Here is a 25247-nt window from a genome sequence, read left to right on the forward strand (position 1 = left end):
TCTGGCGCGGTGACAACCGGCCCGGCGACCCGGACTTACTCCGCGGCGCTCGCGATGGCGTCTGCCTTGCGATTGGTCACGACGACCTTGATCGCATCATCGACGCGGTCGCGCGCATATCTCAGCGCCGTCGGCAGGTCGGCGAGCGGAAATGTATGCGTATGGATCCTGGTCGCGTCGAACCGCTTCGCGGCCATCAATTCCATCGCGCGGTGAGTGGCGCTGCGGCCTTCGCCGCGGATGCCGTAAGCATAGATGTTGTTCCGTACGAGGTGCGCAACGTCCAGCGTCGCCGCCTCGTGCGGGAAGGCGGCCAGACAGATCTTGCCGCCGCGATTGGTCATGTGAATGGCCTGATTGAGTGTCGCTTCGGTGCCGGCACATTCGACGACATAGTCCGCGCCGATCCCCCCTGTTAGTTGCTTCACGACGTCGACGGCGTCTTCGTCGTTGATGTTGATGACGCGGTCGGCCCCCAATTCCCTGCCGATCGCCAGCCGCTTGCTGCGTGTTCCGGTCAGGATGACCGGGCTTGCACCAAGCGCCTTGGCCACAGCAACTGCGAGAAGTCCGATCGGCCCAGGGCCGATCACCACGACGCACTCGCCGGCCACCAATCCCCCCAATTCCGTCAACCCATACATCGATATCCCGGCAGTCACCACGAGCGTCGCCTCCGCGTCGCTCATGGTATCCGGGACGCGCGCCAGCGTATTGATGTGATTGACCGCGTATTCGGCGAATCCGCCGTCGGTCGTAAAGCCGTTGGCGCGGTGACCCTTCTCCGGCTTTCCATAGTTGAGGCACGATGTGTACATGCCCTGGCGGCAGCGCTTGCATTGGCCGCAGCCCGCGTGGATCTCGACGCTGACCCGCTCACCGATCCCGAACTCGTCGACACCGGGGCCAAGCGCGGCAACCGTGCCCATGTATTCGTGACCCGGCGTGAAGTTCTTGTTGAAGGGTGTGCCGCCCTGAATGCTTGCCGGCGACCCGGCATGGATGATTTCGAGGTCGGTGGCGCAGATCGCCACCGCGTCGATCCGCACCAGCACTTCGGCGCGCGAGGGGATCGGCGTCGGCTTCTCGCGCAGCAGGAGCTGGTCGGGATCACCAAGGACCCAGGCTGCCATCAGGTCGGGGATGGGAAGGTCGGGCGATGTCTTGACGCCGGGCGGCTGGTACATGGGCGTTTCCTCTTTCCGCTCTCAGCCTAGCGCGAAACGACGGTTTGCCGCGAGCCTCGGATCATTGGCATCCGGGCCGGTGCATTTGCTGCACGGCAGCAAGCGCGTCGCAAAACATTCATACGCGGCCTATACTTGGTCGCTCCGTTGATGTTGAAATCGGCATTGCATCCCTCTCCCAGACCGGAGCCTCTCATGAAGACCGTCCGCCTTGTCCTTGCGTTGCTGGCGCTGACGCTGCTCGCGCCGTGGCAATCCGCCAGGGCGGCCGACGTGATCTGCTACAATTGCCCGCCGGAATGGGCCGATTGGGCCTCGATGCTGAAGGCGATCAAGGCGGACCTCAACTACGATATCCCGCATGACAACAAGAATTCCGGCCAGGCGCTGGCCCAGATCCTGGCAGAGAAGAGCAACCCGGTCGGCGATATCGGCTATTTCGGCGTGACCTTCGGCATGAAGGCCAAGGCCCAGGACGCACTCGAGCCCTACAAGCCCGTGCATTGGGATCAGGTCCCGGCCGGTCTCAAGGATCCCGACGGCTACTGGACCACGATCCACTCCGGCACGCTCGGCCTGTTCGTGAACAAGGACGCGCTCGGCGGCAAGCCGGTGCCGGCCTGCTGGAAGGACCTCCTGAAACCCGACTACAAGGGCATGGTCGGTTACCTCGACCCGTCGTCCGCCGCGGTGGGTTATGTCGGCGCAGTCGCCGTCAATCTCGCGCTGGGCGGTTCGCCGACCAATTTCGATCCGGCGATCACCTTCTTCAAGGAGCTGCGCAAGAACGATCCGATCGTGCCCAAGCAGACGTCGTACGCCCGCGTCGTGTCGGGTGAGATGCCGATCCTGTTCGATTACGACTTCAACGCCTATCGCGCGAAATATTCCGAGAAGGGCAACTTCGAGTTCGTCATTCCCTGCGAGGGCTCGGTGGTGTTTCCCTATGTCGTTGGTCTCGTGAAGAACGCGCCGGACAAGGAGAAGGCCAAGAAGGTGATGGACTATCTCTTGTCCGACAAGGGGCAGGCGATCTGGACCAATGCCTATCTGCGCCCCTCGCGCCCGATCGAGCTGCCGGCTGCCGTGAAGGGCAAATTCCTCCCTGACACCGACTATGCCCGCGCCAAGAGCGTCGACTGGGGCGAGATGGAAAACGTGCAAAAAGGCTTCGTCGACCGCTATCTCGCCGAAGTCCGCTGAGGCAATATGGTTCCCTTCGACGGGGCACCATTCTTCCGATGTCGCAAAGATCCTTCGTCTGGTTCTGTCTGCTGCCGCTTGCGGTCGTGACCACGGCGTTCTTCCTGTTGCCGATGGCACGGCTGGTGGTCGCGGGCGCCGAAGGGCCGCACGGGCTCGCCGGCTATCTCGCCATCCTCACCGAAGGGCGCTATCGCGCGACGCTGATCAACACCGTCTTGCTGGCCGCCGCAACGACGGTCGTCACGCTGATCGTGGCGACGATTGCCGGAATGTTCCTGCAACGGCACCGCTTCCCCGGGCGGGCCGTGCTGATCGCGATGCTGACCTTTCCGCTGGCCTTTCCCGGCGTGGTGGTCGGCTTCATGATCATCCTGCTGGCGGGCCGGCAAGGGCTGATCGGCGATCTCTCGAACCGGATCTTCGGCGAGAAGCTCGTGTTCGCCTATTCGATCTACGGGCTTTTCCTCGGTTATCTCTACTTCTCGATCCCGCGCGTGATCCTCACCATCATGGCGGCCGTGCAGAAGCTCGACGTCGGGCTCGAGGAGGCTGCACGTTCGCTCGGCGCAAGCCCATGGGCGGTGCAGCGTGACGTCGTGCTGCCGGCGCTGGCGCCGGCCTTCGTCGCGTCCGGCGCGATCGCGTTTGCGACCGCGATGGGCGCCTTCGGTACTGCCTTCACGCTGGCGACGAACATCGACGTGCTGCCGATGCTGATTTACACCGAGTTCACGCTGGCTGCCAACTTTGCGACCTCGGCCGCGCTGTCGGTGGGGCTTGGCCTGATCACCTGGCTCATCCTTGCGCTGGCCCGCACGTTCAGCGGCAGCGCGGTCGCGGCGGCCGGGTGACGCATGCGCGATCGCCTGATCTTTACCGGCCAGTTCATCTTCACGCTATTCGTCGCGGCATTCCTGGTGGTGCCCGCAGGGCTCTCGATCTCCGCCGGCGTCACCGTGAATTACTTCCGGGGCATCCAGTCCGGCGTGACCCTGCAATGGGTCGCGCAGGTCTGGGAGCTCTATGCCGGCACCATTCTCCTCTCGTTCGTGATCGCCTTTGCGACACTTGCCGTCACGCTGCTTGCCGGCGTTCCCGCGGCCTACGCGCTGCACGCGCGGGGAGGCCGACTCGCCCGTATCGTCGAGGAAATCATCACGCTGCCGCTGGCGATCCCCGGGCTTGCGATCGCGCTTGCGCTGCTGCTCACTTACGGGAGCTTTGGCGACTTTCGCCGCTCCTGGCTGTTCATCCTGGTCGGCCATGTGATTTTCACCATGCCGTTCATGGTGCGATCGGTGATGGCGGTGTTTGCCACCGTGGACATCAAGACGCTCGACGAGGGCGCCGCCTCGCTGGGGGCGTCGCCATGGCGGCGCTTCTGCGATGTCATCGTGCCGAACGCGCTGCCAGGGATCCTTGCCGGCGCGCTGATGGTGGTGACGCTGTCGCTCGGCGAATTCAACCTGACCTGGATGCTGCATACGCCGTTGACGAAGACGCTGCCGATCGGACTTGCCGACAGCTACGCCTCGATGCGGCTCGAGGTGGCCTCGGCGTATACGCTGATCTTCTTCGTGATGATCATCCCGCTGCTGGTTGCGATGCAGCTGCTGGCCGACAGGGACAACAAGCGATGAACACGGCGGGGCACGGTGCGGCGGTGCAGATCGAGGCATGCGGCAAGACCTTTGCCGACGGCACGCGTGCGCTCGATCCTGCGACCCTCGACATCGCACGCGGCGAGACGCTGGTGCTGCTCGGTCCATCCGGCTGCGGGAAGACCACGATGCTGCGCATCATCGCAGGCCTCGAATTGCCGGATGCGGGCGGCAAGGTGCTGTTCGATGGCAAGGATATGACCTCGGTTCCGATCGAGCGGCGCAATGTCGGCATGGTGTTTCAGTCCTACGCCCTGTTCCCCAACATGACGGTCGCGGACAATATCGCCTACGGCCTGAAGATCCGGGGTGTTGCCAAAGACGAGCGGGCCGCGCGCGTTGCCGAGCTGGTTGCCCTCACGAACATCACGGGGTTGGAGAACCGGCGCATCGAGCAGCTTTCTGGCGGCCAGCGCCAGCGTGTGGCACTGGCGCGTGCGGTCGCGATCCGGCCGGGCATCTTGCTGCTCGACGAGCCCTTGACCGCGCTCGACGCCGCCTTGCGGGACCGGCTGCGGAGCGAGCTCAACCGGCTGTTGCGCGCGCTCGGAATCACGACGATCTACGTCACCCACGACCAGGCCGAAGCCATGGAATTGGGTGACCGCATTGTCGTGATGCGGAAGGGGGCGATCGCCCAGATCGGCACGCCGCGCGAGGTCTACTTCGCGCCCAGGGACCGCTTCGTGGCGGAATTCATCGGAGCGGCGAATATAGTGGAAGCTCCTATCGACAACGGCGAATTGATCCTGCCCGGCGGACGATTGCCGATCAGGGACGGCGCCACGGGGGCGAACGCGACCGTCATGATCCGCCCCGAAACCATTCGTGTGACGGACGCCGAGGCGGCGGTGCTCTCGGGAGTAATCGATTCCATCAGCTTCGTCGGCGACCGGCAGCGAATTGTCGTGAGTGGTGCATCGAGCAAGCCGCTCAATGTCGACGCGCCCAACACAATCCTGGCCAAGGTTGGCGATCGAATCGGGCTATCTATCGCACCCGATGCGCTTCGCATGCTGCCGTCCGAACCCTGAGATACATCGATGCCGTCGAAACCCGTCCTGATCGCGCAGATCTCCGACCTCCATATCAAGCCGCCGGGAGCGCTGGCCTATGGCCGGGTCGACACCGCGAAGGCGCTCGAACGTTGCGTGGCGGCGCTCGGCGCATTCGAGCCGGCGCCCGATTTCGTCGTCATCTCCGGCGACCTCGTCGACACGCCGTCGGTCGAGGAATACGACTATCTCAAGCGATTGCTCGCGCCGCTGCGGCTGCCGTTTGCCGGCATTCCCGGCAATCACGACTCGCGCCGGTGGATGCGCGAAGCGTTTCCGGCCGCGCCCTATGTTCACCCGACTGGCCCGCTCGACCAGAAGATCGCGGTGAGTGGCCTCGATCTCCTGCTGCTTGATTCAAGCGTAGCCGGCAAGCCGCACGGCATGCTCGAGCCGTCCACGCTGCAATGGCTGGACGCAGCGCTGGCGACGGCGGCAGGCCGGCCGGCGCTGCTTTTCCTGCATCACCCGCCATTCAAGGGCGGCATCTGGCATATGGACCGGCAAGACCTCTTCAATGCCGACGCATTGGCCGACATCGTCAGGCGTCACCCGCGCGTTCGGTTGATCGCGTGCGGGCACGTCCATCGTGCGATGCTGACCACTTTCGCCGGCATCCCCGTGACCATATGCCCAGCCCCGAACCATGCGGTCGACCTGGACCTCGGACAGCTCCGCGAGCCGTCGTTCAAGGTGGAACCGCCCGCATTTCATTTGCACACATGGTTTCCCGGGCCGGACTTTGGACAGCTGGTCACGCACCAGATCCCCATCGGTCAGTTCGACGGGCCGCATCCGTTCTTCGGGCCGGACGGCAAGCTGCTGTGAGGGAGCCGCGTCGCCCCCCTCACACGAACGGGTTTTGCAGGCGGGATTGCCGCTGGTGGGCGGGGGTTTCCAGATCGAAGGCAACCGCCGGCTACAATTGAGCGTTGCAACTAGGCACATATTTATTCCAAATTGTACCTTGGATGCCTTCCAGCCCGATCTCACCGGCCCGGACCTTTTGTTGCTGTAGGCCCCCGGTGGGGCTATAGTCGTTTCCGCTTTCATTGATCACTGGCTTGTCGGTGCCGCGCTGCTGGCGCGCCGGCTCAACGCAACACAATCAGTCTGGATCACAATGACCGGTGCGCTGCCCATAGAACGAACTGCCGGCGCGCCGTTGTTTTCGAACAACAAGCTGTCGGTGCTGCGCAAGCATCCTTACTTTGTCGATCTCGAGCCCGAAGCATTCGATCAGCTCTGCCGCTATGCCAAGCACGTCACGCTGAAGCGCGGAACGACGATCTTCTCCAAGGGCGATCCGGGCACCAGCCTGATTGCGGTGATCTCGGGCACGGTGAAAATCAGCATCTCGTCGCCGGACGGTCGCAACGCGATCCTGAACCTGATCGAAGCAGGAGAGATATTCGGCGAGATCGCGCTGCTCGACGGTCTGTCGCGGACCGCCGATGCTACCGCCAACACCAATTGCGAGTTGTTCGTCATCGACCGGCGCGAGTTCATTCCGTTCGTGCGCAGCCAGCCGACGCTTGCGATGAAGTTCATCGAGCTGCTGTGCGCGAGGTTGCGCTGGACCAGCGACCAGGTCGAGCAGGTGATCCTGCAGGATCTGCCGGGCCGTCTGGCGAGCGCGCTGCTGCGCCTGAGCGACAAGCACAAGCCGCAGGGGCGCACCATCTCGATTACCCAGCAGGAGATCAGCGAGATGGTCGGGATGACCCGCGAGAGCATCAACAAGCAGCTCCGCGCGTGGGCGACACGCGGTTGGGTCAGGCTTGAGCACGGTGCGATCGTCGTGCTGAAGCCCGAGTCGCTGCAGGCCCTGGTCGAGGCCGGGGCTGATGACGGCGAGTAGCCGCTATCTGGTCGGCGCGGTCGCACCGGCGTTTCACGAAATGGTGAATCGGACAAGGCCTGTGAGATCATTCACATCGGCCGTGCGTGCCCTGCGGTAAGTGACGCTTCGGTGGAGCACACTCGCACTGTGGAGAAATCCATGCAGGGCTCTTTCGACAACCGGGAACAGGACACGCGGCAGCAGGATCCGGAGAGCAACTACGGGAGCTTCGGCATCAAGCTGATCGCTCTCCCGGTGCTCGTGGTCGTTGCATTGATCGGGATGTTGGTCAGCCACCCCGCCGCGGTCAAATGGATATCGGACGCGGCGCAAGCGGAATTCGCCGGAACCGGCGCCGTAGATGCCGATCCGTCGACCAAGATCGCACAGCCGGCGCCCACGGCGCAGCCGCGCAATGAGACGCGGACGGTGAAGACCAACTGATCGTTGGCATCCTCGTCACGCCGCAACCCCGAGCAGCTTGGCCGCGGTCCGGCCGAGAACGTTGGCCTTGTCATCGTCGCTCAGCGATGCGCAGGCGAAGATGTGGTCGGCCGGCGCCAGCTGCCACGGATAGGGATAGTCGCTTCCCAGCACGATCTGGCCGGCGCCAACCTGCGCGGCAAGGTGCCGGATCGCCTCGGGCGTGAAGATCAGCGAGTCGAAATAAATCTGCTTGAGGTATTCGGTCGGCGCCTTCTGCAGCTTGATCTTCGGATCGCATCCCTTCGGTCCGACCAGGCAGGGGTGGTCCGAACGATCGGCGTAAGAGGGAAGATAGCCGCCGCCATGCGCGGCGATGATCTTCAGTCCCGGGAAGCGGTCGAGCGTGCCCTCGAAGATCAAATGGGAGAGCGCGATCGTGGTCTCGAGCGGATTGCCGATGGTGTTGCCGAGCCAGCCATTGCCCGAGAGCCGCTTGCCAAGCTCGGGCACGCCCTGCGGATGGATGAACAGGGGGACGCCGAGCTCCTCCGCCTTGGCCCACACGGGATGAAACCTGGAATCGGAGAATTCGACGCCGTCGACCACGCCGCCGATCGCCGCGCCCTTCAGCCCCTGCTTCTTCACTGCCGTCTCCAGCTCCTGCACGGCAAGGTCGGGTGCCTGCAACGTCAGCGAGGCGAAGGCTGCGAACCGCTCGGGCTTCGAAGCGCACAGCTCGGCGAGCTTTTCATTCTGGACCTTCACGATCTTGCCGGCGAGATCGCGATCGCGCTCGTACCAGAATGGATTGATCGAGAGCACCTCCATATCGACGGCCTGTGCGTCCATTGCTGCGAGGCGCTTGTCGATCTCGATGAACGCTTCCGCGGCGCCGTTGACCGGCGGTAGTTGATATTTTCCGGCGTCTGCGCCAAGCAGCGCGCCCGCCTCGCGGAAGTGGCAATGCGCGTGAATGTCGATCGTCTTGATGCGCTTGCCGTCGACGGTGACCGGCAATTTCTGGCGCGATGCTTGCGCATTCGCGTTGTGGACGAGCCCGCAGCCGCAGAACACGATGCCTGCCGCCGCCGTCGCTCCCGCTTTCAGGAAATCCCGCCTTGTGGTCATGACGATCGCCTCCCTGGTCTTTTGTTATGGACGGCAGCCTAGGGATGCCGGCGAGCGGTCGCAAGACCACACGCCGTGCGTGTAGCGCAGTGTTGATCTGCAAGATGCCGTTTGCCTCAGTGCAGCACCTGAAGTTGGCGCGGCAGCCATAGCGAGATTTCCGGCAGATAGGTCACGCACATCAGGACAAAGAACATCACCGCGTAGAACGGCCAGATCTTGCGCATGACCTGCTCGATCGTGACCTTGCCGACCGCGCATCCGACGAAGAGAATTGCACCGACCGGCGGATGGCACAGGCCGATGCCGAGATTGAGCAGCATGATCATGCCGAAATGGACCGGGTCGACGCCGAAGTTCTTCATGACCGGCAACAGGATCGGCGTGGCGATCAAGATCGACGGCGCCATGTCGACGAGCGTGCCGAGCACCAGCAGCAGGACGTTGATCAGGAGCAGGATGACGTACTTGTTATCCGAGATCGACAGGAAGAAGGCCGTCATCTTGGCCGGCATCTGCGTCAGCGCCATGATGTAGCCGACGCTGGAGGCGCAGGCGATCAGCGTCATCACCATCGCGACAGTGCGCAGCGTGCGATGCAGCAGCACCGGCAGGTCGCGCCAGCGATAGTCGCGATAGATGAACATCGTGACGAAGAAGGCCCAGATGCAGGCGATCGCCCCGGCTTCGATGGCGGTGAAGATGCCGCCGAGGATGCCGCCCAGGATGATGACGAGGGTGATGAGACCCCAGGACGCATCGATGGCGATCCGGATCGCGTCCTTGGCTGGCACGGTCTGGCCGTGCGGGTGCTCGTCGCGATAGGCGACGGCGAGGCACAGGATGATCAGCGAAAAGCCGAGCAACAGCCCGGGGAACACGCCGGCCATGAAGAGGGCGCTGATCGAGATCGTTCCGCCGGTTGCGAGCGAGTAGAGCACCGCATTGTGGCTCGGCGGCACCAGCAGCGCCTGCACCGACGAGGTGATCGTCAGGTTGGTCGCGAACACGCGCGGATAGCCGTTCCTTTCCATCTGCGGGATCATTACCGAACCGATGGCGGACGTATCGGCGACGGCCGATCCGGAGATGCCGCTCAGGAATGTCGTCGCAAGCACGTTGACGATCGAAAGGCCGCCGCGCAGCCGGGTCAGTCCAACCAATACGTCGGCAAACGCGACCAGGCGGCGGGCCATGCCGCCCTCCGCCATGATCGCGCCGGCCAGCACGAAGAACGGGATCGTCAGCATCGCGACCTTGCTGACGCCGTCGGAAATCTTCAGCATCACCGCTTCCAGGGGAATGCCGATCCACAGAGCGCCGACGATCGCCGCCATCGCCAGCGAGTAGGCGATCGGCATGCCGATCACGAAGCAGAGCAGCATTGTCGCGAGCAGAATGAGGATATCCATCGGGGCCTCCCGCGATCAGTCGGCGGATACGTCGCGGTGCGCTGCGATCGGATCAGGCGGGGCACCCAGGAAAATCCGCTCGATGATGAACAGCAGCAGGCAAGCGCCGCCGATCGGAATCGGAAGATAGGTGACGCCGACCGAAAGCGACGGGAAGTCGGCAATCGTGTTGTACCAGGTCACCTCGACGAGCCGGGCGCCCCAGATGATCATGAATAGCGCGATCAGCCCCATCAACAGCTGGACGGCAAGGTCAGTCAGCTTGCGGAGCGGGTCAGGCAGCTTGTTGGCAAAATATGCGACGTTCATGTGCAGATTGAGCCGATAACCGGCGGCCGCACCGATGAACGTCACGACGATGGTGAGCAGCACCGCGAGAGGTTCGGGCCAGGATGCCGCGCTGTTCAGGACATAGCGGGTGAACACCGCCCAGGGGATGACGGCCGAGATCAGGATCAGCGCCGCAGAGCCCGTAATGACGCAGGCAAGATACAGATAGTCCATCGCGCGGCGATATGATCCGGCCATGTCCATTTCCTGTGAGAAGACGATTTCCTGTGTGAGGCAGTGTCAGGCAGACTGGATACGTCCGATCATGTCCTGATACTTCGGGCCATATTTGCCCCATACCGGCTTGACCGCGTTCTGGAATGGCGCCTTGTCGGCGATCTCGATGATCTCGCACCCGGCAGCCTTCGCTTTTTCCATCGCCTGCTGCTCATAGGTGTTCCAAAGCCCGCGCTCTTCCATCTGCGCCTCGCGGGCAAGCTTCTTGATCAGCGTCTGGTCATCGGCTGATAGCGCGGACCATGCGCGCTTCGAGAACACCAGCACCTCGGGAACGATCAGATGCTCGGTCAGCGAAAAGTGCTTCGCGGCGGTGTAGTGATTGCTGAAGACGTAGCTCGGCGGATTGTTCTCGGCGCCGTCGATCACGCCGGTCTGCAGCGCGCTGAACACCTGATCGTAGCCCATCGCGACACCGTTGCCGCCGAGCGCGTTCATCATGTCGATGAAGATCGGATTGCCGATGACGCGGAACTTGAGGCCTTTGATGTCGGCGATCGTCTTGATCGCGTGCTTGGTGTTGTACAGGCTACGCGCTCCGGAATTCATCCAGCACAGCGCGACCAGTCCAGCATTCGTGCTTGCCGTGATCTTGTCCAGCAGCTCCTGGCCGATCGGGCCGTCCATCATCCGCTCGGCATGCGCCATGTTCTTGAACAGGAAGGGCATGTTGACGACGTTGATGTCGTCGACGATCGGGCCGATCGAGCCGGCGCTGACGCGCAGCATCTGGATCGCGCCGATCTGGGTCTGCTCGATGGTTTCCTTCTCGCCGCCGAGTTGCATCGAGGGGAACATCTGCAGGGACAGCCGGCCGTTGGTCGCCGCCGCCAGCTTCTTGCCGAGGTTTTCCGTCGCGACCACGGTTGGATAGCCGGGCGGCTGGACGTCCGACGCCTTGAAGATCGCTTTCGACTGGGCGAGGGCGGTCTGCGCCGAGGTCGCAACCACCGCGCCAAGGCCCGCGCCGATCTTGATGACGTCGCGACGGTTGAGCCCGGCGCCGCGGTGCTGCGATCGATCCGTACGATTCATGCCATGCCTCCCAAAAATGCTTCGCAAATTACCTTGGCCGGAGTCCGGCCGCGGTCATGCCGGCTGACTTTGCGCTTCGAAGAACTCCGGATTGTTGTGCTGGGTCGCAGAGATGTCGGCCAGAAGGCGTTCGAGATGTCTGGCCATTGCGGCTCCGGCCGATGCCGGGTCGCGCGCCTCGATCGCGGCCATCACGGCCTCATGCTCGGCGATGACTTCGGCCATCCGCCCGCGCTGCGGCAGAGTCAGCCATCGGAAGCGATCCACGTGAACCTTAACCTGCAGGATCAGCTTCCAAATGCCGGGATGTCCGGCGATTTCGGCAATAGTGGCGTGAAAGGCCTCGTCGGCCTGATGGAATGCTTCGCGGTCGGCGGCCATCTCGGCCTCGCGCTGGCGTTGGAGGATCGCGTGCAGGCTGAGGATCTGGCTGGCGCTAGCGCGCTCGGTTGCCATGCGGGTCGTGGTTTCCTCCAGCGACCTGCGGACGATAATCGCCTCCGGAAGCGCGGCGAGCGGAATGCGAGATACGAAGATGCCCGATTGCGGGAAGATCTCGACCAGACCTTCGTCCGACAGGCGCAGGATGGCTTCCCGCACCGGGGTCCTGCTGACGCCATATGCGCGCGCGATCTCGGCCTCGACGATCGGATCGCCGGGCCTGCGCTGCAGCGAGACCAGTTCGGCACGCAGCTCGGCGTAGATCCGCGCCGCTGCCGTTGCGGTCCGCGGACGGCCGGTCCGTCGAGGGCCGGCGGGGTTGCGGGGCTCCGGTTTTTTCGGGGCGCGGGCGGGCATTCGTACTCCCAGAACTAATATATTAGTATATGAACTCGTTGCCGAAGGCAAACCAGCGCTCCCGAGTGGCTCTGAAGCCATCCGCCCCTCATTGCGAGGAGCGACAGCGATGAAGCAATCCGCCTCTCCTCGAGCGGGGAAGCGGATTGCATCGCCGCGCTCGCATGACGGGGTGGATCGACTCGCTCTGAGGAGCAGCCAACGTCGGGCGCAAAGATCGTCTACGATTTCTGGATAATCGAATAATGCCGCTGATTTGCCCGACGAGTCAAGCTGCCGCGTCCGTGGTCGCCGCATCCGCGGGCAGCCGGCGGCTACTGTGCATGGGGTTGTTTTCGATATTTTGATGTGCCGCTGGGCGACAGGCTATTGCTCGGATCTCGCTCCAGGTTGTGCCTACGATACTGCTCCGGAGACAAACCCGGCTTCGCTGCGCAGAACCAGTCCCTCCAGCAATGCCGCGACACACATCAAGGCGTACCGAAAGCCCGCCATTGATCGTCTCCCCCAACTTTTGTCTTCTTTCTTGACCAGAAGTCTAGCTGCAACCTGAAGCATCTGTCGGCGACAGACATCGTCTTCGTCCATCGGAATAAGGGCGCAACGACGGTGTGCTCAAACTTCGCCATCGCGCGCGGGGAATCCAATGAGGAAACATCCTGGGCCATCGCGCCGCGATCTGCTGAAGGGCGCCGGTGCTGTGCTGGCAGGGACCGCGTTTTCAACGCGCGTGATGGCCGCCGCGCCACCTGCGGAACCGGTGACGCCAGCGCTGATCGAGGCGGCGAAGAAAGAGGGACAGGTCGTCTATTACACTTCGACCGATCTGCCGGTCGCCGAGAAACTCGCGAAGGCGTTCGAGGCGAAGTACGCGGGGATCACCGTGCGTGTCGAACGCACCGGCGCGGAGCGTGTGTTCCAGCGGGTGGGCCAGGAATATGCCAGCAACATTCACGCGGTCGACGTCGTCAATTCCTCCGATGCCGCGCATTTCATCGTGTGGAAGCGCGACGGCATCCTGGCACCCTATGTCCCGGAGGAGGTCGCGAAATACTATCCGGACGAGCATCGCGATGCGGATGGCCAATTCGCAAGCTTCCGGGTCTGGCTTTCGATCATCGCCTACAACACCAATCTCGTGAAGGCCGAAGAGGCGCCGAAGAGCTTTGCCGATCTGCTCGATCCGAAATGGAAGGGCAAGATCGTGAAGGCGCACCCCGGCTATAGCGGCACCATCATGACCGCGACCTATCAGATGCAGCGCGATCTCGGCTGGAGTTTCTTCGAGCAGCTCGCAAAGCAGAACATCATGCAGGTGCAGTCCTCGACCGATCCGCCGAAGAAGCTCGACCTCGGCGAGCGCGCGGTGATGGCCGACGGCAACGAGTACAACATCTTTCAGCTGAAGGAGATGGGCCGCCCGGTCGAGCCGGTCTACGCCAGTGAAGGATCGCCGATCATTGTCGGCCCCAACGGCATCTTCAAGGACTGTCCGCATCCGAATGCGGCAAGGCTGTTTCAATCGTTCGCGCTCGGGCGCGAGGGCCAGCAGCTCAACGTCGAGATCGGCGGCCTCAGGTCGGTCCACGCGCAGGCCCAGGAGAAGGCCGGGCGCAAGCCGCTCAAGGACATCAAGACGATGAAGGACGACCCGGCGGCGGTGGAGCGGGAAGGGGAATCGATCAAGGCGCGCTAAACCCGCATCTTTCGCGTTTGACGGACGGAGTGGGCCGATGGCGAAGCATCTGGGCGTTTGCCGCATGGCTTATGCGCGGTTTTCGCCCGAACTAGGTCAATAATGCCCCTCGGCGGAGCGGATTTTTGATGTTACCAATTTGACATGAACCAGCATGCCAAGATCGACATCCGCCATTCCACCTGTCCGCACGATTGCCCCTCCGCATGTGCGCTCGACGTCGAGGTGATCGAGGGACGCTCGATCGGCAGGGTGCGTGGCTCGAAACGGCAGACCTATACGGCCGGCGTGGTCTGCGCCAAGGTCGCGCGTTATGCCGAGCGGATTCACCATGCCGAACGGCTGATGTATCCGCTGCGCCGGACCGGCCCGAAGGGCTCCGGCCAGTTCGCGCGGATTTCCTGGGACGAGGCGCTGGACGAGATCGCGGCGCGTTTCGACGCTGCCGAGCGGGAGTTCGGCGCCGAGTCGGTCTGGCCGTATTACTACGCCGGCACCATGGGGCTCGTGATGCGCGACGGCCTCAACCGGCTGTCGCATGTGAAGAAGTATTCACGCTTCTACGGCACGATCTGCTCGACCATCGCGCGCATCGGCTTCGCCGCCGGGACCGGCAAGATCGCCGGCGTCGATCCCCGCGAGATGGGCGTCTCCGACCTCGTCGTGATCTGGGGCACCAATCCGGTGAACACCCAGGTCAACGTGATGACGCATGCATCGCGCGCGCGGAAGGAGCGCGGCGCGAAGATCGCTGCGGTCGACGTCTACAACAACGAGACCATGAAGCAGGCCGATATCAAGATCCTGCTGCGGCCGGGCACCGACGGTGCCTTCGCCTGCGCCGTGATGCACGTGTTGTTCCGCGAGGGGTTTGCCGATCGCGATTATCTCGCCCGCTATACCGACTGCCCCGACGAGCTGGAAGCGCATCTGATGACGCGCACGCCGGAATGGGCGTCGGCGATCTCGGGCGTGCCGGTCGGGGAGATCGAGGCGTTCGCGCGCCTTGTCGGACAGACTCCGCGCTCGTTCTTCCGTCTTGGCTACGGGTTTACTCGCAGCCGTAACGGCGCCGCGCAGATGCATGCCGCGCTGTGCATTCCCGCGGTGACCGGCGCCTGGCAATATGAGGGCGGCGGCGCGTTCTTCAACAATGCCGGCATCTGGCGCTTCGACGAATCGATCATCGAAGGCCACGACGCGATCGATCCCACGACGCGCGTGCTCGACCAGTCGCAGATCGGCCGCATCCTGACCGGCGATGCCGAGGCGCTGAAAGGCGGCGGGCCGGTCAAGGCGATGCTGATCCAGAATACCAATCCGATGACGGTGGCGCCCGAGCAGGCGCTGGTGCGCCAGGGATTCGCCCGTGAGGACCTGTTCGTCGCGGTACACGAGCAGTTCATGACCGAGACGGCGCAGATGGCCGACATCGTGCTGCCGGCGACGATGTTCATGGAGCACGACGACCTCTATTACGGCGGCGGACATCAGCACATCTCGGTCGGCCCGAAGCTGATCGATCCGCCCGGCGAGTGCCGCTCCAATCACGAGGTGCTGCAGGCCCTCGGCCGCCGGCTCAATGCGGTGCATCCCGGCTTCGACATGACGCCGCGGCAGCTGATAGACGCAACTTTGAAGAAGAGCGGGCACGGCGATATCGAGACGTTGGAGGCCGACATCTGGCGCGATCTGCAGCCGGATTTCCGCACCTCGCATTATCTCGACGGCTTCGCCCATGCCGACAAGAAATTCCACTTCAAGGTCGATTGGGGCAAGGTTCCGGTCGGCGCCGGCGGGCTGATGGGCGCGTGGGACAAGATGCCCTCGCTGCCCGACCACTGGACCATCATCGAGGAGGCGGATGCGCAGCATCCGTTCCGGCTCGCGACGTCGCCCTCGCGCAGCTTCCTCAACACCAGCTTCAACGAGACGCCGTCGTCGCAGGCCCGCGAGGGCGCGCCGACCGTGATGATCCACCCCGACGATGCGGCTGCTCTCTCGATCGCCGACGGGGAGGCCGTCACGCTCGGCAACACGCGCGGCGAGACCACGCTGACCGCAAAACTGTTCGACGGCGTTCGCCGCGGCGTGCTGATCGCCGAGTCGATCCATCCGAACAAGTCCCACATCGGCGGGCGCGGCATCAACATGCTGACCGGGGCGGAGGCCGTCGCGCCGCTTGGCGGCGCCGCGTTCCACGACAACAAGGTCTGGATCAGGAAGGCGGCCGCCGCCGCATAATCCTGCTTGCAGTCGGCGCCGATCCAGCCGCAAATGTCGGCTGGCAACGGCGCACCGGCAAAAACAGGCAGGAAACATGACCGACAACAGCGTTCTTCTCGAGAAGCGCGGGCAGGCGTTCTGGATCACGATCAACCGCCCGGACAAGCGCAACGCACTCAACGCCGGCGTGATCGCGGGCATCGCCAGGGGTTATCGCGAGGCGCATGACGACAAGGACGTGCGCGTCATCGTGCTGACGGGCGCGGGCGACAAGGCATTCTGCGCCGGCGCAGATTTGCAGAACAGCGGCGCGGCATTCTCGATGGATTTCTCGCGCCCCAATGTCGACTATGCCGATCTGTTGCGGCTGTCGCAGAACGCGACCAAGCCCGCGATCGCGCGGGTCGGCGGCGTCTGCATGGCCGGCGGCATGGGCCTGCTGTGCATGACCGACATTGCGGTCGCCGCCGATGGCGTGATCTTCGGCCTGCCGGAGGTGAAGGTCGGCGTGTTTCCGATGCAGGTGCTGAGCCTGCTGCAGTCGATCGCCCCCGCACGCCTCATCAACGAATGGGCGCTGACCGGCGAGCCGTTCGATGCCAAGGCGGCACAGGCCGCGGGTCTTCTCAACTACGTCGTGCCGGCCGCCGAGCTCGACGCCAAGGTCGATTGGCTGATCGGCCGTATCGTCGACAAGTCGCCGACGGCGATCCGTCGCGGCAAATACGCGATGCGGGCGATCGCCTCGATGTCGTTCGACGAAAGCATCGCCTACACCGAAAGCCAGATCGCGCTGCTCGCGATGACCGAAGACGCCAAGGAAGGCCTCAAGGCCTTCGGCGAGAAGCGCAAGCCGACCTGGACGGGGCGGTGAGGCATCACGGTGCCGCTTCACCTCGCTGCATTCGGCCGCTCAGGTGACGGAATTGGCTTGCTCAGTGTCATCACCCGCGCATGCGCATGCGGGTGATCCAGTATTCCAGTGACAGTCGTGCTTGAGCCGATAGGACAAAGCTTCACGCCCTCTCGGGCCGGCAGTATCAAAATATCGAAAAACAACCCCATGCAAAGTAGCCGACGGCGGCCGGCGCTCGACATGGCAACTTGACACGTCGGGCAAATCAGCAACATAATTCCATTATTCCGAAGTCGCGCAGGCGCAACTTGCCCCAACCCTCTCCCCCGGAGAACGGGGTGAGGGAGCGCGATGCCCATCGCACGCTAGCCCGCGTTGGCCTTCAGGCCGGCGGCTTCGATGCCGGGCACGGCACACATTCGTCATTGTCTGAGGTGTCTCTGCTGACGCGTACACCGAAAGCCAGATCGCGCTGCTGGCGATGACCGAGGACGCCAAGGAAGGCCTCAAGGCGTTCGGCGAGACGCGCAAGCCGACCTGGACGCGACACTAGGCAGGATCATACTGCTCCTTCGAGGGCGGTTACCCGCTCTGGAAATCCCAAACCAATTTGATAAGGACCCTGTATCGACCCGCTAGAAAGAGGTGGCTTGGCCAATTACCGCATTCCCGCCAGCCGGCGTCGCTTGAAGATTGACGCCGCCGTCAATAAGCTGGATCGACGAGTACGCCGGACCGTTGATCGTCTGCGGTGGCGACACGCACTGCGAAAAGGTAGTGCCGAGATCGATCCCAGAGTTCAAGAAGTACTGAAGCGGACTGCCCGCGGGGGCGCCCACCGGATTTCCGGTGCACACTCGCCCGTCAGTCTGCAGAATGTCAATTGTTTGTTTGCCGACTCCTACGAGCAACTTGCTCAATTGGCTGTTGATTGGCCCGAACGCGCCGCCAATGGTTGAATGGAGATAGAGGCCGCCAGAGGTCCAATAAACGACGAATTCTCCTTGACGCAAGCTCGTCACCCCGACAATTCCGGAATAAGAAACTACGGTCTCGCCGCTTGACGAGATGATCGAGAGCAATCCCGATGAATAGACGACGTACAGTCCCTGGCCGCTCATTCCCGTCGCAATTGCCTTCACCCCGGTGCGCAGCTCTGTCCATCCAGTGGCCGTCGTCTCTACATACAGACGACCGTCGGATGTCAATTCGTAGACGGCCGCACCACCCTGGCTACTCGCAATCTGTACGACCCCACTATTGGACGCCAAAACCCAGCCTGACGGCGCACGCTGCCAAAGCGCACCGGCATTCGTCAGCTGAAACATTGATGATGGTCCTGGCCCCGCTGCGATCGCGGCAACGCCGCTATCCGCCAATGTGATTCCGGTACCATCAACTTGCCACAGCAAGCCGGCCCCTGTCTTGTAGAAGTAGTCACTCGACGGTCCTGGCACGACCGTGTCCACGAAAGTAGGGCTTCCAGCATCGACCACCCATTGATTTTCCGTCGGATCGCTCGCGAATGCGGTCAGCAAGGAATACATCAGGAACTTCCCGCCCTGATAGTGACCGCCATTCGTACTCGTGAGCGAGCCGACTACCGTCGCAGGAAAGCTCGGGATCGACGACGCTATGGGACGAAGGCTGATGCCATTCACGATCTGATTGGAAGAAACAAGAGTCCCGTTCAAGTGGTTCTTAAGTGTTGTACTAGCGATGACATTAGCAGTGGGGTCGAGGAGCATGTTCGGCCCGACACCCGTCACAAAAAACTGGGCGTGATTGCCGACGGGGTTTGGGGTCGTCGGATCGGACCGCCATCCCACGGTGTGAATCTTTATCCCGGGGGGTGGGGTCATTCCTGAGGCTTGATAAATCCAGTAGTAAAGACGTATGGCCAGCGACACGTATTGGCTGCAAGACAGCACATAGTCGCCACTCTGCGACACGTAGCTGTTGTTCAGAAGGTTCGATGCAGAGCCTGCGGCGCGCGAACTGCCGTAGGATGCGGACTCATAAGAGAAGGCGGTCGCCACAATCAGCTTGAGGCCGTCAGGCGTCAGCGAGCCCCAAAGGGAGCTGTTGTTGGCCTTCAGGAATGTACTGAGCGCGTTCACGCATTGGGTATTCGAAGCGCCGGGAGCGCCCACCATCTGCGCGAACACGGCGGGGCTCTGCCGTATCGCACTTACCCAAGCCGGATCGAACGACCGGTTCATGGTTCCGGCCGGATCCCAACTCGTCGGACCCGCTCCGGGAAATCTGCAAGGATCGGAACTAAGAGCGTGTGCTGGGCTCACAACGATGAAAGCAAACAGCAGAGTATACAACACGAAGCCAATGTGGAATCGCGCTCTGGCAACAGGCGCCATCTTGCGCAAGACACAGCGGGAATCTTTCCGGTTCATTTTCACTGTCCTGTAAGTCTCCGCTTGTCGTACGTGCGTGCCAAGCCGCTCGTTGCTGCTACCCAAATCGGAATTTGGTCGGGACAAAAGAACCGAGTTTTAGAGAGAGGGATTTCAATCACAAATACGCGTGCCAAAACCATCATACACAACGTTAGGTTAGCCTACGCAAATGTCAGTTCCACGACACCTCGACAAGGAGAGTCCGAGGTCACGTGTCGTCGGCCACGATCAGCGTGCCCCGATGCTGCGAACTGCGGGGAGCAGCAACAACTCGGCCATCTCGATGGAGGCCCAATAAGTGGCTTGAACGCACCGAAGCATTCTTAGTGGCAATGGTCATCTGAGATGTCATCACCGCGTCACAACATTGGAGTGATGATATCAGTTGTATCAATTATAGATAGAAGTGCAATTCGGCTGGAATGAGGAGGTCTGAAGCCTCCCAGAATCGTTGGGTCGATACGGTAGCGAACAGCGTTGCTTGTTCCTTGAGACAGGAGCGTTGACACCGCTGCCGAACAGGTTGGGCAATATGACAAGAGCAGTGATCACGATCTTCGAACGAGACGGTTTGCGGGCTACCGCGGTGACTTCCGGCTTGGTTGGCATCGTCATCGTGGAAGATGGAATCCATCTATGCGCAAACTGATCTTGATACTTGCCGCGTGGCTGGCTCTCGCACCTGCCTTTGCAGCCCAGACCAACTGGAGCAACACCTGCACGACGTGGCATTTCAATCCAAACAATGTCCGCGATCCAACCATCGTGTTCAATAATACGAGCTTGCCGAATTGGGGCGTGTGCCCCGGTTATGACGGCACTCCCTACGAATTTCATCCATGCAACTTCAAGCCGAACACAACACCGGCGATTTGTTCGGATGGAACAGGTCCTAAGGATGCCTGCGCGAACACATGGACACAAATCCCGCTCTGGCCTCAGTTCAATATTCCCGCCACAGCGAAGGAGGTCATCCTGACCGGTAACTCCTACATCACTGGTCCGAACCAGTGGACCGCGACGGTCTACGCCTGGTTTCGCGCTCCGGGTTCGACATGGGCGCTCTCACCGATCTTCGATGGCGGCTACATGTCGACATTGGTCGTCCATGCGCCGGTCGGTCTGGTGAACGGTGTTCCGAACATTGAGATGGCGTGGAGAGCCGAGGGCGCGACGCTCGCACCGGCACCAAATCCAGATACGGTCGCGCTCGTGATGATTTTGTCCGGGTGGTGCGAATAGGAAAGCAGCAACGAGACAATTTTCGTTCGGCCCTCCTGGAACACCACGATGATGCCAGCTGTCGGCATCATCGACAGCATCAGCTCCCCAAGGCCCGCTGACTCCAAAGACCGCAGGAGCGAAGTGGAGCGGATTAGCCCGCGTTGGCCTTCAGGCCGGCGGCTTCGATGCCGGCTACGGCGCAGATCTCGTCATTGTCCGAGGTGTCGCCGCTGACGCCGACGGCGCCGAGCAGGGTCGCGCCGTCCATGATCAGCACGCCGCCGGGCACCGGCACCAGCCGGCCCTGCGCCAGCGTATTCACGCTGTCGATGAAATAGGCCTGCTCCTGCGCGCGCTGGAACAGCGCCCGCGATCCCATGCCGAGCGCCAGCGCGCCATAGGCCTTGCCGTGGGCGATCTCGGCGCGCATCAGGCTGGTGCCGTCCTGCGCGGCCGTCACCTTTACCGCGCCACGCGCGTCGAGGATGGTGACCACCAGCGGCTTCAGCTTCTTCTCGACGCCCTTGGCGAGCGCGGCGTCCAGAATCTTGCGGGCAGTATCGAGCGTGAGCTCAGCCATGGGCCTGTTCCTTTTTCGGTAACGATTGGTCAGAATGCGATGTCGCACGTTTCAGGCTCATCGCCAATACGCTGGCGACATGCAGCGGCGTGCGGCCGCTGCCGTCCTTGATCTGGTGCCGGCATGAGGTGCCGTCGGCCACGATCAGCGTGTCCTGATCGGCGCTGCGCACTGCAGGGAGCAGCGACAGCTCGGCCATCTCGATCGAGGCCTGATAGGTCTCCGCCCCATAGCCGAACGCGCCGGCCATGCCGCAGCAGCTCGAATCGATGGTCTTGACGTCGAGGCCCGGCACCAGCCGAAGCACCTTCTCCACCGGCTTGAACGCGCCGAAGGACTTTTGGTGGCAATGACCGTGCACGACGGCTTTGCCAGCAACAGCGCCGAGCGGCAGCGCGAGGCGGCCCGCCTCTGCCTCGCGCACCAGGAATTCCTCGAACAGCAGGGCGTGGGCGCTGACGCTCTTCGCGGTGTCATCCGAGCGCAGCGACAGCAGCTCGTCGCGCAGGGTCAGCAGGCAGCTCGGCTCGAGGCCGATGATCGGCACGCCGCGCGCCGCGAACGGCGCGCAGGTCGAAACCAGCCGGTCGAGCTCGGCGCGCGCCTGCACGACCAGCCCGGCCGACAGGAACGTGCGTCCGCAGCATGGCGGACGGCCGCCGTCCGGTGACTTCGGGAGATGCACGCGATAGCCGCCGGCGATCAGGACCTCGACCGCGGCGTCGAGATTTTCCCGCTCATAGCCGCGGTTGAACGTATCGGCGAACAGCACCACTTCGCGCCCCTCAGGCGGCCCCAGTACCTCGGAGTCCGGCTGGAAAATGTCGCGGCGAAACGCTGGCAGCGCGCGCTGCGCACTGATGCCGGCGAATTTCTCGAACAGCGTGCGCAGCAGCGGGCTCTTGTTGCGCCAGTTCGCGAGCGGCGCAAAGCGCGAGGCGAGATCGACATAGCGCGGCAAATAACCGACCAGCCGGTCGCGCAGCGACAGGCCGTGCGTCGCGGCGCGGGCCGCCAGCACCTCGATCTTCATCTTGGCCATGTCGACGCCGGTCGGGCATTCGTGACGGCACGCCTTGCAGGACACGCAGAGTTTCAGCGTGTCCATCATCTCGTCGGAGGACAGTGCATCCGGTCCGAGCTGGCCGGAGATCGCCAGCCGCAACGTGTTGGCGCGGCCGCGAGTGACGTCCTTCTCGTTGCGCGTCGCACGATAAGATGGGCACATCACGCCGCCTTCGAGCTTGCGGCAGGCGCCGTTGTTGTTGCACATCTCGACCGCGCCCTGGAAACCGCCGCCGGCGCCGGGATAGGCCGACCAGTCCAGCACGGTCTTCATTTCGCCGACGCGATAGTCCGGCGAGAAACGAAACAGCGAACGATCGTCCATCCTGGGCGGATCGACGATCTTGCCAGGGTTGAGCGTATTGGACGGGTCGAAGCGCTGCTTGACCTCGCGGAAGTCGGCGACGATGCGCGCGCCGAACATGGTCTCGTGGAATTCCGAGCGCACCAGGCCGTCGCCATGCTCGCCGGAATGCGAGCCCTTGTATTCGCGCACCATTGCGAAGGCTTCCTCGGCAATGGCGCGCATTGCCTTGACGTCCTTCTCGAGCTTCAGATTGAGCACCGGGCGCACATGCAGGCAGCCTTCGGACGCGTGCGCGTACATGGTGCCGCGCGTGCCGTGTCTGGCGAACACGGTGTTGAGCCGTTCGGTGTAGTCGGCGAGGTGCGGCAGCGGCACCGCGCAATCCTCGACGAAGGAGACCGGCTTGCCCTCCTGCTTCATCGACATCATGACGTTGAGCCCGGCGGCGCGGAAATCGGCAATGCCGGTCTGCAGCGCCGGCTCGACGATCTCGACCACGCCGCCCCATTTGCGCTGCGGCTTGTCCCAGCCGAAGCCGAGGTCGCCCATCAGCTGTCCGAGTTGCTTCAGGCGGGCGAGGTTGTCGGCCTGGTCTTCCTCGGCGAACTCGACCACCAGGATCGCGTCCGGATCGCCACGCACCGCCGCGGAAATGATCGGCTGGAACATCGCGATCTCGCGGCCGAGCGCGATCATGGTGCGATCGACCAGCTCCACAGCAATGGGCCGCAGCTTCACCAGATGCTGGGCTGCATCCATCGCCTCGTAGAAGCTGCCGAAATGGCAGACGCCGAGCGCCTTGTTGCGGATCACAGGCCACAGCTTCAGCTCGACCTGCGTGGTGAAGGCGAGCGTGCCTTCCGAGCCGATCAGAAGATGCGCCATGTTGTTCGGCGCGTTGCGTGGCACCAGCGCGTCGAGGTTATAGCCGCCGACGCGGCGCTGCACCTTGGGGAATTTGTCCGCGATCTCGGCCGCCTCGCGTTCGCCGAGGTCGAGCATGTCGCGGAACAGCTGCGATCCGCGATCGGAGGCATTGATCCGCGTCAGGTCGCGCGGCACCTCGCCGAAATGCAGCAGCGTGCCGTCGGCGAGTGCCGCATCCATCGACAGCGTGTTGTCGCGCATGGTGCCATAGCGCAGCGAACGGCCGCCGCAGGAATTGTTGCCGGCCATGCCGCCGATCGTGGCGCGCGATGCGGTCGAGACGTCGACCGGAAACCACAGCCCATGCTTCCTGAGCTGGCGGTTGAGATCGTCGAGCACGATACCGGGCTCGACCACGCAGGTGCGGTTCTCGACGTCGAGCGAGAGGATGCGGTTCAAGTGCTTGGACAGGTCGACCACGATGCCGTCATTGACGGTCTGGCCGCATTGCGACGTGCCGCCGCCCCTCGGGGTGACGATCCGCCCGGCGTCGCGGGCGATCGCCAGCGTCCGCAGCGCCTCGTCGACGGTGCGCGGCACCACCACGCCGGCGGGCATGATCTGGTAGAACGAGGCGTCCGTCGCGTAGCGGCCGCGGTTGAAGGCATCGAAAAACACGTCGCCGGTCAATTCGGACCGCAGGCGCTGTTCGAGCGAGGTGGCGTTCTTCATCCCTGATCCGATGTGATCCGCGGCGCAACCAGAATTGCCCCGGGATTATGCATTCGATTGCGCCGAGAATTACATTATGAATTCAAAATGAGCAACTAGCTGCGTTGTGGCGCCGTCTCCCGGGCGCTGTCCGGTCCTTCGGCGAGGTGCTCGATGGCGGCGCTCCGCTTGTTACGCAGATGGGCGAACAGGATGTCGCTGAGCTCGCTGCCGGCGCGGCGGCGCAGCGCATCGAGGATCGCCTCGTGCTCGCGCATTGCCTCGGCCCAACGCTGTCGCTTGCGGGCGAAATTGGCGGAATAGCGTACACGGCGGATCCGGCCAGCGAAGTTGGCGTAGGTCGTCTTCAGCGTCGCGTTGCGCGCAGCCGCGACGATGCTCTCGTGAATTTGCTGATTGGTCTGGAAATAGCCGTGCATGTCGCGGTGCAGATAGTGGCCGTACATCTCGTAGTGCAGCCGCTCGATCGCGGCGATTTCCTCATCCGTGATGCTCTCGCAGGCCAGCCGTCCGGCGAGGCTCTCCAGTCCGGCCATGACGTCGAACAGTTCCTCGAGGTCGCGCGGGCTGAGCTGGCGCACCCGGGCGCCGCGGTTGGGCAACAGCTCGATCAAGCCTTCGGCCGCCAGCACCTTGAGCGCCTCGCGCAGCGGCGTCCTGGAGATTCGCAGCATTTCGCAGAGCTGGCGTTCCGGAACGCGACCGCCCTCGGGAATGTTGCCTTCCACCACATAGTCGCGGAGCCGCAGCAGGATCTCGCCGTGCAGCGATGCCTCCTGGCGGTCGTTGCCGGCGGCGGGCTGAGTGATCGGAACCCCGGTTTCGGGAATCGCAGATTTCATATTCTGAACAATAATTTGCCGACGCGGCGGCGTCGATCTCCGCAATCGAATACCAAAATTGGATTGAAAATACAAAAAATGAATGCAAAATGATTGACGAAGAGGCCGAAATCCGGCGAT

21 protein-coding genes and 1 pseudogene are annotated in these 25247 nt (G+C 63.0%); 12 read left to right on the forward strand and 10 right to left on the reverse strand.

Going from position 1 to position 25247, the window contains the following annotated elements; genetic code table 11:
• Nucleotides 1-35: 35 nt before the first annotated feature.
• Nucleotides 36-1187, reverse strand: a complete 1152-nt coding sequence (locus AKN83_RS17525) for a zinc-dependent alcohol dehydrogenase (RefSeq protein WP_050405313.1) — start codon at nucleotides 1185-1187, stop codon at nucleotides 36-38.
• A gap of 195 nt (nucleotides 1188-1382) precedes the next feature.
• Between AKN83_RS17525 and AKN83_RS17530 the strand changes: the two genes are divergently transcribed.
• From AKN83_RS17530 to AKN83_RS17560, 7 genes are all read left to right on the forward strand, one after another.
• Nucleotides 1383-2390, forward strand: a complete 1008-nt coding sequence (locus tag AKN83_RS17530) for an ABC transporter substrate-binding protein (RefSeq protein ID WP_050405314.1) — start codon at nucleotides 1383-1385, stop codon at nucleotides 2388-2390.
• Between the two features lie 38 nt (nucleotides 2391-2428).
• Nucleotides 2429-3244: an ABC transporter permease gene (locus tag AKN83_RS17535; RefSeq protein ID WP_063695385.1), complete on the forward strand. Its 816-nt coding sequence runs from the start codon at nucleotides 2429-2431 to the stop codon at nucleotides 3242-3244.
• 3 nt (nucleotides 3245-3247) lie between these two features.
• Nucleotides 3248-4033 carry an ABC transporter permease gene (locus AKN83_RS17540; protein ID WP_050403652.1) on the forward strand — a complete coding sequence of 262 codons (786 nt, stop codon included), beginning with the start codon at nucleotides 3248-3250 and terminating at the stop codon, nucleotides 4031-4033.
• The gene (locus AKN83_RS17545) at nucleotides 4030-5088 is read left to right on the forward strand and encodes an ABC transporter ATP-binding protein (RefSeq protein ID WP_050403651.1); all 1059 of its coding nucleotides are present in this window, start codon (nucleotides 4030-4032) and stop codon (nucleotides 5086-5088) included. Before AKN83_RS17540 ends, AKN83_RS17545 begins: the two co-directional genes overlap by 4 nt.
• 9 nt (nucleotides 5089-5097) lie before the next feature.
• Nucleotides 5098-5937 (forward strand): phosphodiesterase, encoded by an 840-nt coding sequence (locus tag AKN83_RS17550; protein WP_050403650.1) that lies wholly within the window; start codon nucleotides 5098-5100, stop codon nucleotides 5935-5937.
• Nucleotides 5938-6232: 295 nt separating this feature from the next.
• Complete coding sequence (locus tag AKN83_RS17555) at nucleotides 6233-6970, forward strand: Crp/Fnr family transcriptional regulator (RefSeq protein ID WP_083992099.1); 738 nt, start codon at nucleotides 6233-6235, stop codon at nucleotides 6968-6970.
• 141 nt (nucleotides 6971-7111) lie between these two features.
• Nucleotides 7112-7396 (forward strand): hypothetical protein, encoded by a 285-nt coding sequence (locus tag AKN83_RS17560; RefSeq protein WP_050403649.1) that lies wholly within the window; start codon nucleotides 7112-7114, stop codon nucleotides 7394-7396.
• Between the two features lie 15 nt (nucleotides 7397-7411).
• Here the strand turns inward: AKN83_RS17560 and AKN83_RS17565 are convergent, their stop codons facing one another.
• From AKN83_RS17565 to AKN83_RS17585, 5 genes are all read right to left on the reverse strand, one after another.
• On the reverse strand, nucleotides 7412-8506 hold the full coding sequence (locus AKN83_RS17565) for an amidohydrolase family protein (RefSeq protein WP_050403648.1): 1095 nt from the start codon (nucleotides 8504-8506) through the stop codon (nucleotides 7412-7414).
• A 116-nt stretch (nucleotides 8507-8622) separates the two neighbouring features.
• Nucleotides 8623-9918, reverse strand: coding sequence for a TRAP transporter large permease (locus AKN83_RS17570; protein WP_050403647.1), 1296 nt, complete (start codon nucleotides 9916-9918; stop codon nucleotides 8623-8625).
• A 15-nt stretch (nucleotides 9919-9933) separates the two neighbouring features.
• Nucleotides 9934-10446: a TRAP transporter small permease gene (locus AKN83_RS17575; RefSeq protein WP_050403672.1), complete on the reverse strand. Its 513-nt coding sequence runs from the start codon at nucleotides 10444-10446 to the stop codon at nucleotides 9934-9936.
• A 42-nt stretch (nucleotides 10447-10488) separates the two neighbouring features.
• Nucleotides 10489-11520: a TRAP transporter substrate-binding protein gene (locus AKN83_RS17580; RefSeq protein ID WP_083992100.1), complete on the reverse strand. Its 1032-nt coding sequence runs from the start codon at nucleotides 11518-11520 to the stop codon at nucleotides 10489-10491.
• A gap of 54 nt (nucleotides 11521-11574) precedes the next feature.
• Nucleotides 11575-12318, reverse strand: a complete 744-nt coding sequence (locus AKN83_RS17585) for an FCD domain-containing protein (protein ID WP_050403646.1) — start codon at nucleotides 12316-12318, stop codon at nucleotides 11575-11577.
• Between the two features lie 646 nt (nucleotides 12319-12964).
• On the opposite strand from AKN83_RS17585, the gene AKN83_RS17590 reads away from it, so the two are divergent.
• The 4 genes and pseudogenes from AKN83_RS17590 to AKN83_RS39730 all read left to right on the forward strand — a co-directional run.
• Entirely contained in the window at nucleotides 12965-14014 is a 1050-nt protein-coding gene (locus AKN83_RS17590) for an ABC transporter substrate-binding protein (protein ID WP_050403645.1), read from the forward strand.
• A gap of 144 nt (nucleotides 14015-14158) precedes the next feature.
• Complete coding sequence (locus tag AKN83_RS17595) at nucleotides 14159-16258, forward strand: molybdopterin oxidoreductase family protein (protein WP_050403644.1); 2100 nt, start codon at nucleotides 14159-14161, stop codon at nucleotides 16256-16258.
• 76 nt (nucleotides 16259-16334) lie between these two features.
• Entirely contained in the window at nucleotides 16335-17114 is a 780-nt protein-coding gene (locus AKN83_RS17600; RefSeq protein ID WP_050403643.1) for an enoyl-CoA hydratase/isomerase family protein, read from the forward strand.
• Between the two features lie 430 nt (nucleotides 17115-17544).
• Nucleotides 17545-17649, forward strand: a pseudogene (locus AKN83_RS39730) (enoyl-CoA hydratase/isomerase family protein); the annotation flags it as partial.
• 82 nt (nucleotides 17650-17731) lie between these two features.
• Here AKN83_RS39730 and AKN83_RS17605 read toward each other — a convergent pair.
• Entirely contained in the window at nucleotides 17732-19507 is a 1776-nt protein-coding gene (locus AKN83_RS17605; protein WP_157113431.1) for a hypothetical protein, read from the reverse strand.
• Nucleotides 19508-20146: 639 nt separating this feature from the next.
• On the opposite strand from AKN83_RS17605, the gene AKN83_RS39735 reads away from it, so the two are divergent.
• The gene (locus AKN83_RS39735) at nucleotides 20147-20752 is read left to right on the forward strand and encodes a hypothetical protein (RefSeq protein WP_157113432.1); all 606 of its coding nucleotides are present in this window, start codon (nucleotides 20147-20149) and stop codon (nucleotides 20750-20752) included.
• A 133-nt stretch (nucleotides 20753-20885) separates the two neighbouring features.
• Here the strand turns inward: AKN83_RS39735 and AKN83_RS17615 are convergent, their stop codons facing one another.
• The 3 genes from AKN83_RS17615 to AKN83_RS17625 all read right to left on the reverse strand — a co-directional run bounded on the left by AKN83_RS17615 (nucleotide 20886) and on the right by AKN83_RS17625 (nucleotide 25127).
• Complete coding sequence (locus AKN83_RS17615; protein ID WP_050403640.1) at nucleotides 20886-21314, reverse strand: GlcG/HbpS family heme-binding protein; 429 nt, start codon at nucleotides 21312-21314, stop codon at nucleotides 20886-20888.
• Nucleotides 21307-24285: an FAD-binding and (Fe-S)-binding domain-containing protein gene (locus AKN83_RS17620; protein ID WP_050403639.1), complete on the reverse strand. Its 2979-nt coding sequence runs from the start codon at nucleotides 24283-24285 to the stop codon at nucleotides 21307-21309. The genes AKN83_RS17615 and AKN83_RS17620 overlap by 8 nt, the downstream gene beginning before the upstream one ends.
• Before the next feature lie 95 nt (nucleotides 24286-24380).
• A complete protein-coding gene (locus AKN83_RS17625; RefSeq protein WP_050403638.1) occupies nucleotides 24381-25127 on the reverse strand; it encodes a GntR family transcriptional regulator in 747 nt (248 codons plus the stop codon).
• Nucleotides 25128-25247: the final 120 nt, after the last annotated feature.

The sequence above is a fragment of the Bradyrhizobium embrapense genome, from assembly GCF_001189235.2.
GTDB classification, from domain to species: domain Bacteria; phylum Pseudomonadota; class Alphaproteobacteria; order Rhizobiales; family Xanthobacteraceae; genus Bradyrhizobium; species Bradyrhizobium embrapense.

Coding starts and splice junctions, on each gene's coding strand:
- AKN83_RS17580 (WP_083992100.1), bottom strand. CDS start 11,520: ATGAATCGTACGGATCGATCGCAGCACCGCGGCGCCGGGCTCAACCGT.
- AKN83_RS17590 (WP_050403645.1), top strand. CDS start 12,965: ATGAGGAAACATCCTGGGCCATCGCGCCGCGATCTGCTGAAGGGCGCC.
- AKN83_RS17595 (WP_050403644.1), top strand. CDS start 14,159: ATGAACCAGCATGCCAAGATCGACATCCGCCATTCCACCTGTCCGCAC.
- AKN83_RS17560 (WP_050403649.1), top strand. CDS start 7,112: ATGCAGGGCTCTTTCGACAACCGGGAACAGGACACGCGGCAGCAGGAT.
- AKN83_RS17550 (WP_050403650.1), top strand. CDS start 5,098: ATGCCGTCGAAACCCGTCCTGATCGCGCAGATCTCCGACCTCCATATC.
- AKN83_RS17540 (WP_050403652.1), top strand. CDS start 3,248: ATGCGCGATCGCCTGATCTTTACCGGCCAGTTCATCTTCACGCTATTC.
- AKN83_RS39735 (WP_157113432.1), top strand. CDS start 20,147: ATGCGCAAACTGATCTTGATACTTGCCGCGTGGCTGGCTCTCGCACCT.
- AKN83_RS17585 (WP_050403646.1), bottom strand. CDS start 12,318: ATGCCCGCCCGCGCCCCGAAAAAACCGGAGCCCCGCAACCCCGCCGGC.
- AKN83_RS17570 (WP_050403647.1), bottom strand. CDS start 9,918: ATGGATATCCTCATTCTGCTCGCGACAATGCTGCTCTGCTTCGTGATC.
- AKN83_RS17535 (WP_063695385.1), top strand. CDS start 2,429: ATGTCGCAAAGATCCTTCGTCTGGTTCTGTCTGCTGCCGCTTGCGGTC.
- AKN83_RS17600 (WP_050403643.1), top strand. CDS start 16,335: ATGACCGACAACAGCGTTCTTCTCGAGAAGCGCGGGCAGGCGTTCTGG.
- AKN83_RS17615 (WP_050403640.1), bottom strand. CDS start 21,314: ATGGCTGAGCTCACGCTCGATACTGCCCGCAAGATTCTGGACGCCGCG.
- AKN83_RS17545 (WP_050403651.1), top strand. CDS start 4,030: ATGAACACGGCGGGGCACGGTGCGGCGGTGCAGATCGAGGCATGCGGC.
- AKN83_RS17605 (WP_157113431.1), bottom strand. CDS start 19,507: ATGAACCGGAAAGATTCCCGCTGTGTCTTGCGCAAGATGGCGCCTGTT.
- AKN83_RS17555 (WP_083992099.1), top strand. CDS start 6,233: ATGACCGGTGCGCTGCCCATAGAACGAACTGCCGGCGCGCCGTTGTTT.
- AKN83_RS17625 (WP_050403638.1), bottom strand. CDS start 25,127: ATGAAATCTGCGATTCCCGAAACCGGGGTTCCGATCACTCAGCCCGCC.
- AKN83_RS17530 (WP_050405314.1), top strand. CDS start 1,383: ATGAAGACCGTCCGCCTTGTCCTTGCGTTGCTGGCGCTGACGCTGCTC.
- AKN83_RS17620 (WP_050403639.1), bottom strand. CDS start 24,285: ATGAAGAACGCCACCTCGCTCGAACAGCGCCTGCGGTCCGAATTGACC.
- AKN83_RS17575 (WP_050403672.1), bottom strand. CDS start 10,446: ATGGCCGGATCATATCGCCGCGCGATGGACTATCTGTATCTTGCCTGC.
- AKN83_RS17565 (WP_050403648.1), bottom strand. CDS start 8,506: ATGACCACAAGGCGGGATTTCCTGAAAGCGGGAGCGACGGCGGCGGCA.
- AKN83_RS17525 (WP_050405313.1), bottom strand. CDS start 1,187: ATGTACCAGCCGCCCGGCGTCAAGACATCGCCCGACCTTCCCATCCCC.